General features: G+C 62.5%; 11 protein-coding genes. All 11 read right to left on the bottom strand.

Annotated features, from left to right (window positions below):
• Positions 1-268 precede the first annotated feature (268 nt).
• The 11 genes from deoC to WMO64_RS05985 all read right to left on the bottom strand — a co-directional run bounded on the left by deoC (position 269) and on the right by WMO64_RS05985 (position 13,656).
• Entirely contained in the window at positions 269-958 is a 690-nt protein-coding gene (gene deoC / locus WMO64_RS06035; RefSeq protein WP_294517706.1) for a deoxyribose-phosphate aldolase, read from the bottom strand.
• Between the two features lie 161 nt (positions 959-1,119).
• Positions 1,120-1,386: an HPr family phosphocarrier protein gene (locus tag WMO64_RS06030; protein ID WP_294517629.1), complete on the bottom strand. Its 267-nt coding sequence runs from the start codon at positions 1,384-1,386 to the stop codon at positions 1,120-1,122.
• 65 nt (positions 1,387-1,451) lie between these two features.
• Positions 1,452-2,255, bottom strand: coding sequence for a histidinol-phosphatase HisJ family protein (locus WMO64_RS06025; RefSeq protein ID WP_349231362.1), 804 nt, complete (start codon positions 2,253-2,255; stop codon positions 1,452-1,454).
• Positions 2,256-2,536: 281 nt separating this feature from the next.
• Positions 2,537-4,174 (bottom strand): bacterial Ig-like domain-containing protein, encoded by a 1,638-nt coding sequence (locus WMO64_RS06020; RefSeq protein ID WP_349231361.1) that lies wholly within the window; start codon positions 4,172-4,174, stop codon positions 2,537-2,539.
• A gap of 15 nt (positions 4,175-4,189) precedes the next feature.
• Positions 4,190-7,168 carry a glycoside hydrolase family 3 protein gene (locus WMO64_RS06015; RefSeq protein ID WP_349231360.1) on the bottom strand — a complete coding sequence of 993 codons (2,979 nt, stop codon included), beginning with the start codon at positions 7,166-7,168 and terminating at the stop codon, positions 4,190-4,192.
• Positions 7,169-7,453: 285 nt separating this feature from the next.
• Positions 7,454-8,776, bottom strand: coding sequence for an ATP-binding protein (locus WMO64_RS06010; RefSeq protein ID WP_349231359.1), 1,323 nt, complete (start codon positions 8,774-8,776; stop codon positions 7,454-7,456).
• Positions 8,770-9,513 (bottom strand): LytR/AlgR family response regulator transcription factor, encoded by a 744-nt coding sequence (locus WMO64_RS06005; RefSeq protein WP_349231358.1) that lies wholly within the window; start codon positions 9,511-9,513, stop codon positions 8,770-8,772. The genes WMO64_RS06010 and WMO64_RS06005 overlap by 7 nt, the downstream gene beginning before the upstream one ends.
• Positions 9,514-9,827: 314 nt before the next feature.
• Positions 9,828-10,022: an alpha/beta-type small acid-soluble spore protein gene (locus tag WMO64_RS06000; protein ID WP_294517618.1), complete on the bottom strand. Its 195-nt coding sequence runs from the start codon at positions 10,020-10,022 to the stop codon at positions 9,828-9,830.
• Positions 10,023-10,172: 150 nt separating this feature from the next.
• The gene (locus WMO64_RS05995) at positions 10,173-12,035 is read right to left on the bottom strand and encodes an LTA synthase family protein (protein WP_349231357.1); all 1,863 of its coding nucleotides are present in this window, start codon (positions 12,033-12,035) and stop codon (positions 10,173-10,175) included.
• Positions 12,036-12,392: 357 nt separating this feature from the next.
• On the bottom strand, positions 12,393-13,040 hold the full coding sequence (locus WMO64_RS05990) for a single-stranded DNA-binding protein (protein WP_349231356.1): 648 nt from the start codon (positions 13,038-13,040) through the stop codon (positions 12,393-12,395).
• Between the two features lie 76 nt (positions 13,041-13,116).
• Complete coding sequence (locus WMO64_RS05985; protein ID WP_349231355.1) at positions 13,117-13,656, bottom strand: flavodoxin family protein; 540 nt, start codon at positions 13,654-13,656, stop codon at positions 13,117-13,119.
• Between the last annotated feature and the right edge of the window lie 45 nt (positions 13,657-13,701).

The following is a 13,701-nucleotide window of genomic DNA, read 5'->3' as shown; positions in this document are numbered from 1 at the left end:
GGGACAGGAGACCATTTGAAAGAAAAAACCGTCTTGGCTTTCATCCTTCTCAACAAAATTCTCTCCGGCCCTCACTGGTTTTTTAGCATATCATAAACGCTCCTGCAGCGCAAGACCATCCGCTCTTTTTACCAAAGATCCTCCTTTTTTTACCACGGACCACATTCTCTTCTCTGCCAAGGAGGCGGAGATGCCGCTTTCGGCGAAAAGGCGGGAAAGCCGCGCTTTTACGGCTTTCCCGCCCCAATGACGTTCTTATGCGCTTTTCTCAGTAACCGGCGCCCGTGGCGCTCTCCGTACCCGCAGGACCGGCGATGATCTTGATGCCCGCACTGGCGCCCAGGCGGTTGGCGCCGGCCTCGATCATGGCCACCGCGTCCTCATAGGTGCGGATGCCGCCGGAGGCCTTCACGCCCATATCGGGGCCCACGGTCTCCCGCATGAGGCGCACGTCCTCCACGGTGGCGCCGCCCTTGGAGTAGCCGGTGGAGGTCTTGACAAAGGCCGCGCCCGCCTTCTTGCTGATCTTGCAGGCCTCCACCTTCTCCTCGTCGGTGAGCAGGCAGGTCTCCAGGATCACCTTCACGGCCGCCTTGCCGCCCGTGGCCTCCACCACGCCGGCGATGTCCCGCTCCACCAGGGCCCAGTCGCCCGACTTGATGGCGCCCACGTTGATGACCATGTCCACCTCACGGGCGCCGTTGGCCACCGCGTCCCGGGCCTCGAAGGCCTTGGCCTCGGGGGTCTGGGTGCCGAAGGGGAAGCCGATGACGCAGCAGGGGGTCACGCCGCTGCCTGCCAGCTGCCCGGCCACATAGTGGATGTAGGACGGATTGACGCACACGCTGGCAAAGTGGTGCTCTTTGGCCTCGTCGCACACCTTCTTGATGTCCGCCACGGAGGCCTCCGGCTTGAGGAGGGTGTGGTCGATGTAGGCGGCGAGGGACGCGGGGTCCAGGTTGCTGTGCTTGTTCATTTCCACTGCCATTCATTCCTTTCCTGCGACGAAATACCCGCCGCGCCCTGTCTCATGCGGCGGCTTCCCGTGCTTTTACTTCTTTATTAAGGATATCATACCCCCGGCATCTCTTACAAGGCCAGCAGTCCATTTGTGGAAATTTATGTCCTGCAATTGGCCAGCACTTCGGCCAGAGCCTCCACGGCCTCCTTCTCGTCCTCGCCGTCGGCGGAGAGGATCACCTCTTCCCCCTGGGCCAGGCCCATGGCGAGGAGCATGATGATGGATTTCCCGTCGGCCACCACGTCCTCTCCGGCACGCTGGACCCCGATCTTGGCCTTGAACTTGCCCGCCTGGCTGACAAAGTCAGCGGCAGGCCGGGCGTGAAGCCCGCTCCTGTTCTGGATGGTGATCTGTTTGGAATACATGCCCAGTCCCCTTTCTTCCGGTACGTTCCGCATATCTTAACCGGCGCCGCTGACGCGCCGTCAGGTCACAGCTTGATGGGGCAGGGCTTTCTATTCCGGTACACGGTGTAGTATTCCCAGCCCAGGTCCCGCAGCAGCTGGCAGCCCTCGCCCAGGTGGTCGCCCAGCCAGTTGGGGGTGTGGGCGTCCGAGCCCACGGTGACGTACTCGCCGCCCAGCTCCCGGTAGCGCCGGAGGATGGCGGCGGTGGGGGTGGTGCGCTCCCCCATGCGGTACCGCCAGCTGGCGGTATTGATCTCCAGGCCCTTGCCGTCGGCCACAGCGGTGCGGAGGATCTCGTCCACCAGGTCGGTGTACAGGCTGTCGTCAGGTATATAGGGCGCGTAGCGGTCCACCAGATTCAGGTGGGCCAGCACGTCGTAGTCCTTGAACTGCTTGATGCAGGACAGGACGTACTCGTAGTAGTGCCGGAACACCTCCTCCGTCCTGGAGAAGGGGTCCCGGGCCATGTCGTCAAAGGTCCGCTCCCGGTCGGAGTGGAAGGAGGCGAGGATAAAGTCGTAGTGGTAATCCCTGGCCGCCGCCCGGCAGCGGTCCATGGTGTCCCCGTCCAGGACGCCCATCTCAACGCCCTTGAGCACCTCCAGCCGTCCGGAATACTGCTCCGCCAGGCGCTCCATGGCCCGGTGGTACTCAACCGTGGGCTGGCCGGTACGGAAACGCAGGGTGGGGTAGTCGGGGTTATAGTGATCTGTAATGGCCATACCGGTGATACCCCGGCGGATGGCCTCCTCCGCCATGTCCTCCATGGGGGTCTGGGAATCGGGGGAAAACACGGTATGCGTATGCATATCGTAAAGCTGGAACATGGGACTGAACTCCTCTCTCAGCAGCCGGGCATACCGTCCCGCCAGGCGGCATGCCTTCCCTGCACGCCGGATACGCCGCGGTACCCCCATCTGTCTTATCCTTTTATATCGGTTATCAGTATACCCCATCTTCCGCCGCGCCGTCAAACAGAAGACCAGGCCGATTCCGGCTCCGCTTTTGTGCTGAACGGCAAAAGCAGGGCGCGCGGCATATACCGCGCGCCCTGCTCTTAGGGGCAGTTTATTCTGCATCAGATCTCTGGAGCGATCTCTCTCCCGCCTCAGGCGGACAGAGTCATGGTGCACTCCCCGATCTCGTAGGTCTCGCTGGTACCCCAGCCGGAGACAACCTCCTGGTGGGCGGGGATGGTGATCTGGGTGCCGGCGTCGCCCTCGGTGATGACAGCGGTCATAGGCTCGCTGCCGTTCAGGGTGATGGTCACGCTGCCGTCAGCGGAATCCTCCACGGTGCCACTGATGGAGAGGGTGCCGTCGGTGCTGGTCACTGTGCAGGTCTTGTGGGAGTAGTCCACCACCATCTGGGCCTCAGTGGCAGTGGGCGTGCCGTCCACCACCAGCTCGTAGCTGCCGGTATAGGTGTCGGCCACCAGCTCCTCCACCGTCACGTCGAAGGTGGCAGTGGCGCCCAGGAAGCTGGCCGTCACCGTCTTGGTGCCGGGGGTCTCGGAGTCAAAGCCGCTGTAGGAGATACGGCCGTTCCAGATGGACTCCTCGGCGCCGTTGCCGCGGACCGCGGTGGCCACCAGGGAGGTGGCGTCAAAGCTGTCGCCGGTGTAGAACACGGGCAGGGCGGAGGAGTCGATGGTCAGGCTCTGGGCCTTGGTGTACACCTGGCCGTAGATGTTGATGTTACGGGTGATCATGCCGCCCATCACGCCGTAGCTCAGGCTGGCCTCCCAGTTGTAGGCGCCGTGATCGGTGTCGAAGATGTACACATCCGCGTCGGCGCCGCCCTCCACGTTGGTGGGACGGAGGGTGCCGTCGGCATCCTGGTTGCCGGTGATGTGGATGACGAAGTTGTACTCGCCGTTCTCATCGTAGTTGTACCAGTAGCCGTACACATAGGACACCGTGCCGCTGCCCACGGAAGTGGTGGGGCCGCTGAAGGAGCCGTACATGGAGCCGTCGGTGCAGCAGTACATATCCAGGCAGGCGGGGTCAACGATGGTGCTGAACCCCTCGGTGTACTGGCCCTCGAAGTAGTAGGCCACCTGGCCGTCGGCCTCCTTGGCCTCCCAGGTCTCCATGGGAATGGCAGCCAGATCCTCAAGGGACATATCCTTGAAGGTGTTGTCGGTATAGTTCACGCTGACACCCTCGGTATTCTCTGCGGTAGCACCGCCGTCGCCGCCTTCAGTGCCGGAGGCAGGCGTGCTGATGCCGCCGTCCATGTTGAAGTACACGCCCACGCACACGGCGATGACGCACAGCAGCACGGCAGGCGCCACAGCGCCCACAGGGCTGGACTTGGTCCCCTCGGGCTGCGCCTCGGACTCGTCCCGGGTCTGCTTGAAGAAGCAGGCCACCACGCTCAGCAGGCAGCAGACCAGGGTGCCCATCATGTAGAACACACACAGGCCCGCATTGCCGCCGGCGAAGGTCACGTTGTTGATCACGTCAGCAAACACGAAGTACAGCTGGACGACCACAAGATAGAGCGCGATATTGTAGATGATGGCCTGGATCAGTGCTCCAAAGCGAATGGGGAAGATGAAGAGCACCACTGCGGCGGCCACGCCCGCCAGGAGCACCACGCCGGGTGCGGTTCCGTCATGCCCCAGAGGGGCTGCCGTTGCCTGGGTCGCCAGGAACACGATTGCCGTGACCAGAGCTACCAGAGCTGCGACCAGAGAGAGATAGCTGCCGGCCGCCTTGTTCTTTATGCCCATTTTCAGCATCAGTTTCCACCTCCGTCAATTCCGCCCAGCCGAGCTTTTCCTGCGGGAAAAGACATCGGTATAGGTATGCAGCACGTACATGACAACAGCGGCAACAGCCAGCGCACAGAACACGGCGTCCACCGAGATAAGCATGATCTGCCACCAGGGCATCGCGTCGCTCACCACCAGGTCCTCGGCAGAGGAGTTGCCCATGGAGGACTGGAGCATGACGTAGTAGAGATAGTGGTTGGACTCCAGCACCTTCTCCAGCAGGTCGCCGTCGTCGGTGGAGGTGATCAGCTCCTCGATCTGAGTGGGACGGGCGGTATCCAGACAGAAGATGTTGTTGCCCGCCATCAGCATTTCAGGAGCGGAGGAGTACTCGGAAGCGGTCAGAGCGTCGTCGATGATGTAGCCGCCGTAGTTCCACTCGTCCCGCAGGATGTGCTGGATGCCCTGGCTGGCCGCGGCGTACATCACGCCGATACGGTTGTAGGCGGTCATCACGCCCAGGGACTTGCTGCCGTCCTGCTCGCCGTTGCTGCTGGACAGGGAGCCCTCAAAGGCCCGCATGTAGATCTCGCGGATGGACTGCTCGTTGGCAAAGGTGGAGATGCCCTGACGGCCGGCCTCCTGCTCGTTGAGGAAGAAGTGCTTGATGGTGCCGATCAGGCCCTTGCTGCGCATGCCCTCAGAGACATTGGCAGCGGCGTAGTAGGTGAGCATCGCGTCCTCGGAGAAGTACTCGGAGCTGCGGCCGGAGTAGGGGGAACGGTGGATATCGCAGCCGGGGGCGTAGGCAATGGGGATGGAGGCGTACAGAGCGTCCTCGCCGTACATCTGGCCGAAGCGGTACTGCAGGTCATGGTCCCAGGAGGCCGCCACGATGGGCAGGGTGGCCCAGCCGGTGCAGTTGCGGCGGTCGCCGTACTTGAACTGGCCGTTCATGCCCTCGGGGCCGTCCACGATGGTGCAGCCGGGCTTGTTGACGGCCTTCACGGCCTTGATGCCCTTGGAGTCGCCCATGTTGATGAGCAGCTCGCTGAGGGTGAGCTGGGAGAGGAAGTCGTCCCACTTGGGATCGTCAAAGTCCACGCCCTTCATGTCGATGAAGTCGATCTTCTCGTCCAGCGTCACGCCCAGCTGGAAGTCGGAGACGCTCTTGGCGTCATCAGCCTTGGTGTAGAACTGCATGTTGAGGCCGTCGTAGAGCTTGTCGTTGACGGTGATGGTCTCAACGGTCACGGGGTAGGTGGTGTCCCAGGCGCTGCGGGACAGGTAGGTGACCTTCTCGTCGTCGTTGACCCAGTAGTTGATGTCGGCGTCGTCAAAGGTGTTGGTGACGGTGACGCTGCTGTCGTAGCGGGACTGACGGTACTTCTCGGTGTCCACGGTGGCGTTGGTGGAGGTCCACTTGGCGGCCGCGGCGGTGTTGCCGGTGACCACGTTGCCGTCCTGGTCCACCAGCTTGCCGCTCACCTCGTCGCCGCACTTGAGGGCCAGAACGTTGTTCAGGGCCTCGTGGGCGCCGTTGCCGACGGCGAAGTAGTAGTCGCCGGCATCCAGGATGTAGCCCTTGGCGTTGTTGGCGTCATAGGAGGCCAGGAAGTAACCGGGCACCTCCAGGGTGACGGTCTCGGAGGCGCCGGCCGCCACGTCAACCTTGTCGTAGGCCAGCAGCTGGATGGAGGCCTTCTCGATGCCGTTCTCCTTGTCGTAGTCGGTGTAGGGGCTCTGGAAGTAGAGCTGGACGCTGGCCTTGCCGTCCATGTCGCCGGTGTTGGCCACGGTGACAGTGGCGGTGAAGGTGTCGGCGTCGGCGTCATACACCAGGCTGTCCATGGTGTACTCGTAGGTGGTGTAGGACAGGCCGAAGCCGAAGGGGAAGCAGACCTCCTCGGCGTAGTTCCAGCCGTCGGTGGACGCCTTGGTGCCCACGGAGGAGCTGGCGTTGCCCTGGCCCAGAACGGTGTCCTCATACCGGGTCTCGTAGTACTTGTAGCCCACGTAGATGCCCTCGTTGTAGGTCACGAAGCTGTCGCCGGCCGCCCGGGGCGTCTTGCTGCCGTAGTCATAGGAGTGCAGGCCGAAGTTCTCGGCGGAGGGGGCGGACAGGGAGTTGGCGGCAAAGGTATCCACCGTGTGGCCGGAGGGGTTGACCTCGCCGGTGATCACACGGACGGCGCCGGGCATGCCGTAGAAGCCGGGGTTGCCCACCCACAGCACGGCGTCCACGTCGTACTCCTCCAGCCAGTCCAGCTCCATGGCGAACACGGAGTTGAGGATCACAACGACCTTGTCGAACTTGCCGGAGTCCTTGATCATCTGGAAGATGGCCCGCTCGTCCTCGTCCAGCTCCAGCATCCGGGCGCCCTTGTCGTTGACCATGGCCAGGTCGTTGCCCTCAGTGGCGAAGCGGGAGAGGGTGACAAAGGCCACATCGCTGTAGTCGTCAAAGGAAGCCTGAACGCTATCGGTGTAGACGGCGGGGTCATACTCGCCCACGTGGGACACGCTGCGGGCGCCGGGGTCCTCAGCGGAGGAGTAGGCGTCCAGCACCGTCTGGTTGACGTTGAAGCCGGCGCCCTTCAGGGCGTCCACCGGGGTCTGCTGATACTCCTTGTTGGTGGAGGAGCCGCCGGCGGTGCTCCGGAACACAGGGTCCACGCTGCCGCGGCCGAAGGCGGTCACGTTCCGTTCGTCCTCCGACAGGGGCAGAGCGTTGTCCTTGTTATAGAGCAGGACGCTGCCCTCTTCCTCTTCCTGCTCGCAGAAGTCGTAGGCAGCTTCAATGTACTTGGCATAGCCCTCGTCCGACAGGGAACCGTCGTCCGTGAACTCGGTTCCGCCGTAGGTAGCGCCGGAGCCCTCAATGCCCAGCGCGTGGTTGATCTCGCCCTCCTGCTGGAACGCGACGGCAGTCCCGGTCAAAGTAAGGTTTGCGATCAGGATTGCTGCACCAGCCAGTCCGAGCCAGCGCTGGGACTTTTTTGTGGTTGCCTTTCGTGCCATCAATTTGACCTCCTTAACACGTTTGGAACATGGCCGAACCCCTCTGAAAGCGGGCTGTGCACCGCCCGTTTTCGGAGGGTTCCGGCCCGGGGTGGCCGCGCCTCTTGCGGGGTGCGGCCGGGTCGGAAACGTTTCCTCTCTTTGCCTTGATACGACCATGATATTGAGATTCTCCCGGAGCGTCAATCGCTCTGGCACCATTGTCAAAAAATGCGTCGCAATCAGCAGAGGTGAAAAAAATATCCCCCCATATCCATGGGGGGATACTCGTCTCCTGGCTCCGATTCAGCACGCTGCGCGGTCGGTTCGGGCAACCGTTCCCGCGCACGGAATCGTAATCAGCAAATAAAAAATTTCTTCTTCCACGAAATAATCGGCGGTCCCGCCGTACAGCTCGGCGATACTTTTTATGCTCTTTGTGCCGTATCCGTGGGAGGCCGCATCCTGCTTGGTGGTGACCAGAGCACCGTCCCGCACCACCGGCGGAACGGGCGTATAATTCTCCACACAGATGACCGCCATATCCGCCCGGCGGCAGATGGACAGGTTGATCACCTTCTTCTCCTTGTCCTCCACCTTGGCCAGGCACTCCATGGCGTTGTCGATGGCGTTGCCCAGCATGGAGTAGATGTGGTAGTGGGTCATGCCGGACAGGCAGCTGCCGTCCACCGAGCACACCAGCTGGATGCCCGCCTGCTCGCACAGGCCGGATTTCTGGGTGAGGACGATGTCCAGAGCCTTGTTCCCTGTGTAGTAGCGCAGCCGGATGGCCTCCATCTCCTGCTCCAGCTCGGCCCGCTCCTCATCCGGGGCCCGGGAATACTGCTGCTTGAGGTCGTGGTAGCGGATATTGATCTTCTCCATCTCCTGTTTGGCCAGCTCGTACTGCTGCCTGTCGTTCTCCAGCATCTGCTCCAGGATCAGGTTCTCACTCTCCAGCCGCTTCATGCTGCAATTGGAGAACTCCATGGACAGCACGGCCACAGCGAAGAGCACGCAGAAGGCGTTGAGGGCCAGATAGCTGGTGAGATAGGTGAGGGCCGATGTGTCCAGATTCTGCTCCAGCAAAGAGCTGAGGTAGACCGCCACAAAGAGGAACAGTCCGGAGTAGATCACTGTCTTGCGCCGGTCGAACATGAGCTGTCCCTCTTTGAAAAAGCGGCGGGTAAAGCCCAAAAAGATGGGCACGCACACCAGGACGTTGGCCAGCAGCAGCAGCAGCAGGGGATACCACTTCTGGATGGGGCCGCGGTGCAGCAGGCTCATCACGTCCATGTAGGCCAGCTTGCTGGTCATATGCTGCACCGCGTAGGCGCAGGTGGCGGAGAACATGGCGTGGACGGGGCTGCAGTCAAAGCTCCGCCAGATCAGAAGGACCAGGAGAGCTGTATCCAGCAGCAGGGAGATGACATAGGTGGGCAAGGCGCTCCTCCACCCGTCCTTCATGAGGGCGGACTCCAGGTAGGCGACCGCGAACAGGAGGCCCACCCCCAGTACGGCGCGGAAGAGGAAATGGGGCCTGCGCCGGTTCCACGGCACGAACAGGCAGGCCGCTCCCAGCATTCCTATCTCGATCTGCCAGCGGAGGAGAAAGTCCAGGATCAACACGGATCACCCCATCCCTTTTTCGCCAGAAAACGGGAAAATTCCCTGGTGAATGCGTCCTTGTACGTCCTCCCCAAGGGCAGGGCCTCCTCCCCCAGGTAGACGTTCATGCGGCTCACCGCCGTGATATGCTCCAGATTGACCAGAAAGCTGGAGCTGCAGCGCACAAATCCCCGGGGCACCAGCAGATCGGTGGCCTCCTGCATGGTCCCGCGGGTCTTGACCACGGTGTCCCGGCCGGCCGAATCGCCCTGCATGTGGTAAAAAAGATAGTGCTGCTGGACCTCCACATACCGGATGGACGACGCATCCACCACCTTCGAGACTGTCCCGTCCTTGATCACGATCCGCCTCATCTCCGGCTGCTGTGCCCGCCGGGTCCGCTTCTCTATCACCTTCAGCGCCCGTTCCAGGTACAGCCGGAGGGGGTACCACTGCACCGGCTTTACCAGAAAGCCCAGGGCGGAGACGCTGTACCCGTTCAGGGCGAACTGCTCCAGATTGGTGCAGAAGATCAGGATGATCTCTCCGTTCGTCTCCCGGATCCGCTCGGCCAGCTCCATCCCTGTCATTTTGGGCATGTCGATGTCCATGTATAGGATGTCGCAGTCGTTGTTCGGGTCGGCCAGGTAGGCCTGCGCGCTGTCGAACTCCTGTATCTCGAACTCCACCTGGTACTCTTCTTCAAACCGTCTGATCGCGGCCCGCAGCTGCTCTCTGGCCTCTTTTTCGTCATCCACGATCCCAATCCTTACCACAGGGATCCCCCCATATGCCTTGTGTCGGAGAGCCCGCCTCCAGGAAGGCGGCCTCAAAATCAGTTTACAATTGATATTATAATATACTAATCGCCCAACTTCGTCAACGTTTTTTGTTATTTTCGCCAAAAAGCGGCATGTTTTTTATGTTTTTGTCCGCGAAATCCCGCCATTTCCGCCCCACACCGTCCTGGAAACGGCCGGCTGGAAAAAAAGGCGAGGCGCGCGGCATACACCGCGCGCCTCGCCTTTTTCAGAGCACCGTCCGGGGTCTTCCGGTCCGGATGGCCCAGGGGTTACTGCATGCCGTTCTCGTAGGCCTGGATCATCTTCTTGACCATCTGGCCGCCCACGGAGCCGGCCTCACGGGAGGTCAGGTCACCGTTGTAGCCCTGCTTCAGGTTGACGCCCACCTCGGAGGCGGCCTCCATCTTGAACTTGTCGAGAGCCTCACGGGCGCTGGGGACAACAGCCTTGTTGGAACTGGTCATAGCTTGTGCATCTCCTTGTGTTTAAGTTTGTTGGATTGAGAATCCGAACATAGCTTTGCCCCGTGAGATTTTTATATTCGCCCCCGCTTGCGCCAAATTTTTGCAGCACACGCCCTGTTTCATTTTAAAATGCGCGGCGCGCTCCCCTGTTTATTGCCCCGCTCTCAGGGAAAAATACTGCTCCCGCCGGTCCCGGCCGCCGAAGAGGTTGTTGTACTGCACCTGCCGGTACTGCTCGATCAGGCCGGTATATTCATTCTGCTCCAGGTGGCTGTACGCGTGGCCGCTGGTGTCCGTGTACCCCACAAAGGTCATGGCGGGCAGCTGCTCCTGCACGTCCCAGAGGAAATTGTCCCAGGCCGTGCCCTCCAGCCCGGCGCAGCGCAGCACGTACAGGGCCAGAAAGTTCAGACTGGTCACCTGGGGCACCTCCTCCGGAAGGGGATAGTTGGCCCAAACCACAAAGGGCACCTGGTATTTGCCCATGTACTGCTCCATGGTCATCTCCCCCTGGGTGACGCCGTAGGCCTTGTCCAGGAATTCCTGCTCCACCGAGGGCTGATGGTCACCGAACATGACCAAAATGGTGGGCTCGTCCAGCTGGGAGAGGTACTCGATCAGCGTGCGGAAGGCCTGGTCGCTCTTGTTGGCCAGGGTGAGGTACTGCTCCGCCATGGGGTACTTCCCCGGCTCGTCGGCCACCGTCACCTCCGCCGGGTAGTCCTCCACGGTGTAGCTGCCGTGGTTCTGAATGGTGACGTTGAAAAGGAACAGGGGTTTGTCCGCCTCCTTGTGCTCCAGCTCCCATATGACCTGCTCGAAGTCCGACTGGTCGCTCACATAGCCGTGCTCCATAGTCTGGGGCACGTCCATATCGTCGCCGCATTTGAAGCTGTCAAAGCCCAGCAGGGGATAGGCCCGGTCCCGCTGCCAGGAGGTGCGGGTGCCCGGGTGAAAGGCCAGGGTGCTGTACCCCTGCTCCTTGAGCAGGGATGCCAGGGAATAGGTGGGCTCCAGCACATACTGCTGATAGGGGATGCTGCCGGAGGGGAGAAAGGCCATGGAGTTGCCGGTGAGAAATTCAAACTCGCTGGCGCTGGTGCCCGCGCCAAACACGGAGGTATAGGCGTGGCCGAATACCCCGTTGTCCAGAGTGCTGACATAGTCCACCACGCTCTCGCTCAGGTCCAGATTGCCGAAGAACTCAAAATCCGCCCAGGACTCGTTCATAATGGCGATCACGTTGGGCCGCTCCGGGGCGGCCGCCGTTCCTGCCGGGCCAGACGCCTGGGACATGAGCCGGTCCACGCCCTCCGGCGAGGTGTCCGCCGGCTTGTCCACCTCCAGGAACTCGGTGTTGCGCAGGAAGGTGGCCAGGCAGCCGCTGGCGCGGTAGGACCCAGCGGGGTCCCACACGTCGGTGACCACCCCCAGCTCTCCCAGCCGGCTGGTGGGAAGCAGGAAAAACAGGCAGGCCAGCCCGGCGCAGGCCAACCCCAGCCGGGCCTTCCAGCCCGTCAGCCGCAGCTTGCTCCGCACCTGCTTCCGTCTCAGTCCCCACACCAGTGCCGCGGCCAGGGCGGCCGCCAGGCACATCTGCCAGGTGGGGACAAAGCGGTAGCTCCCCGCCACGTCGGCTGCGGTACCCAGGGCAGAGAAGTCCCAGGGCAGGATGGGCGTGCCCCGGAAGAGGTTGACAAAATAGTTGGCCGCGCCCCAGGCGCCCGCCGCGATGTGGATGCCGCAGCAGCAGCGCCTTACCTGCCCGGTCAGGCCGCACAGCGGCCAGTAGAGCAGGGCGATACAGAGGGCATTGGCCGCTGCCGCAGGTAGCGGCATGGCCCACGGCGGCACGCCGTAGGCCAGCTGCATCAGCCACACCGCGGTAAAGGGCGTCAGCAGCAGCACCGCCAGCAGCACCGCCCACCGGCGGCTGTCCGGGAGTACGGCACAGCGCGCTTCCGACTCTGTCCCCGCCCCATATGTTCTCTCTCGTCTCAGCAGTTGGTTCATTTGTACGATTTCCCCCGCAAAAGGATGTAAGATGTTATTATAGCGTAAGAATCAGATTCTGTCAAAGACGGTCTCCCACAGCGGGGAGACCGTCTCAGGCTGTCGAAAAAGTCCTTGGACTTTTTCGACAGCCTGCAAAAATGCCGTTACTTTTGTACCGCACAGCGGTACAAAAGTCCTCGCTCTGCTCGCCGCAACCCTTGCATCGCAAGGCTTGCAGAGCATTCGATTCCATTCGAGGCGGGCGGCTGCCCCCTCGAACTCCCCCGCCGCAATCCAGGCCATCGCGTTTGAACAGAAATTCTTCGACACGCTGAGACGGTCTCCCACAGCGGGGAGACCGTCTCTGTTCTGCGGTCAGAGGGACGCCTGTTGAGTCTGCTCCGGCAGGATGGCCGCCCCCGCCGGCTCCAGCTTCATCACCGACACCTCAAAGGCGGTGCGGGTCAGGTTCTGTCCGTTCTCCACCTTGATGTACTGCCGGCTCTGAAGCCGGCCCTCCAGCCGTACGCCGTCCCCCACGCTGAGGGAGGCGCACCGCTGGGCCAGGGATCCCCACACGATGCAGGGCAGGTAGTCCGCCCGGCCGTACCGGCGGTTCACCGCCAGCATCAGGTCGCAGATGTCCCGGCCAAGCGGGGTTCGGCGGAGCACCGGCGACTTGCACAGCACCCCGGCCAGGGACAGGTCGTTGGCGTGCTCCCCCTCCGCCCGGCGCAGGCTGCGGGCAAAGAGGGTGATGACCAGCCGGCTGCCCCGGCCGCTCTTGTTGTTGAAGGAGCGGACCTCCCCCTCGATCTCCAACTCTGTCCCCGGCGTCACCGGGCACTGTTCCAGCTGCCCGGCGGAGACCACCACGTTGAGCCGGTCCTCCGCACCGGACAGCCGCTCCACCCGCAGGGGGAAGGTCCAGTAGGTGACGCCCCGGTTCTCGTGGGAGACCACAGGCTCCGCCGCCGCCTCGCCCCGCAGGAAGGCATGGTTCTCGTTCCAGTCTGTCTGCATACCAATCCACACTCCCGTGTCGTTTCTCAGGATGTGAGATATATATGCAGGTTTGTCCCTCACTATGACCACGCCCTCAGCCTCCGTATTCCGCGGCAAAGGCCAGCAGTCCCGCCCGGTCCCGGGGCGCCACCTTGACGGCGTGGAGCTCATTGCCCGGGGGCACCAGCTCCTTCAGCGGCTCCAGCTCAGGGGCGTGCTCCAGGTCCAGGCCGTCCACATACAGCAGCACCCGCTTGCCGGTGAAGGGGTGGGTCTCCAGATACCGGCGCAGCGGCCGGGCGGTCTCCCCCAGGTAGACGGGGGTGCCGAACACCAGCAGGTCGTAGTCTCCGGGCGCGTAGGGCAGGTCCTCCGAGGGGTGGTTCACCGTCACGGCATAGCCCTTCTCCGCCAGGCGGGCGGCCAGCGCCTCCGCCTGGGGCACGTTGCGCCTGGCGTTGGAGGGCTGGTACAGGAGCAGGGCCTTCCGCGCCCCCTGCCCCACTCGCTTTTCCGCCCAGCGGCGGCGGCTGTCCCGGAGGCCGGCGGTCAGCTTGAAGAAAATCAGCGTCCCCACCGCCGCCGCGGCCAGCAGGGCCAGAATGACGCGCAGTATGTTGAGCAGCAATTCCATGGACAATATCCTCCTTCTCCCAGGTACCGCCAAGCATAGCAGAGT

Origin of the sequence: Pseudoflavonifractor intestinihominis (genome assembly GCF_040096055.1) — a bacterium.
Lineage (GTDB): Bacteria > Bacillota > Clostridia > Oscillospirales > Oscillospiraceae > Pseudoflavonifractor > Pseudoflavonifractor intestinihominis.
This window is presented reverse-complemented; position numbering and strand designations above follow the sequence as displayed.

Bases quoted from the DNA above. Each gene is read 5' to 3' on its own strand.
- WMO64_RS06030 (WP_294517629.1), bottom strand. From the start codon at position 1,386: ATGTATTCCAAACAGATCACCATCCAGAACAGGAGCGGGCTTCACGCC.
- WMO64_RS06025 (WP_349231362.1), bottom strand. From the start codon at position 2,255: ATGTTCCAGCTTTACGATATGCATACGCATACCGTGTTTTCCCCCGAT.
- WMO64_RS06020 (WP_349231361.1), bottom strand. From the start codon at position 4,174: ATGCTGAAAATGGGCATAAAGAACAAGGCGGCCGGCAGCTATCTCTCT.
- WMO64_RS06015 (WP_349231360.1), bottom strand. From the start codon at position 7,168: ATGGCACGAAAGGCAACCACAAAAAAGTCCCAGCGCTGGCTCGGACTG.
- WMO64_RS06000 (WP_294517618.1), bottom strand. From the start codon at position 10,022: ATGACCAGTTCCAACAAGGCTGTTGTCCCCAGCGCCCGTGAGGCTCTC.
- WMO64_RS05995 (WP_349231357.1), bottom strand. From the start codon at position 12,035: ATGAACCAACTGCTGAGACGAGAGAGAACATATGGGGCGGGGACAGAG.
- WMO64_RS05990 (WP_349231356.1), bottom strand. From the start codon at position 13,040: ATGCAGACAGACTGGAACGAGAACCATGCCTTCCTGCGGGGCGAGGCG.
- WMO64_RS05985 (WP_349231355.1), bottom strand. From the start codon at position 13,656: ATGGAATTGCTGCTCAACATACTGCGCGTCATTCTGGCCCTGCTGGCC.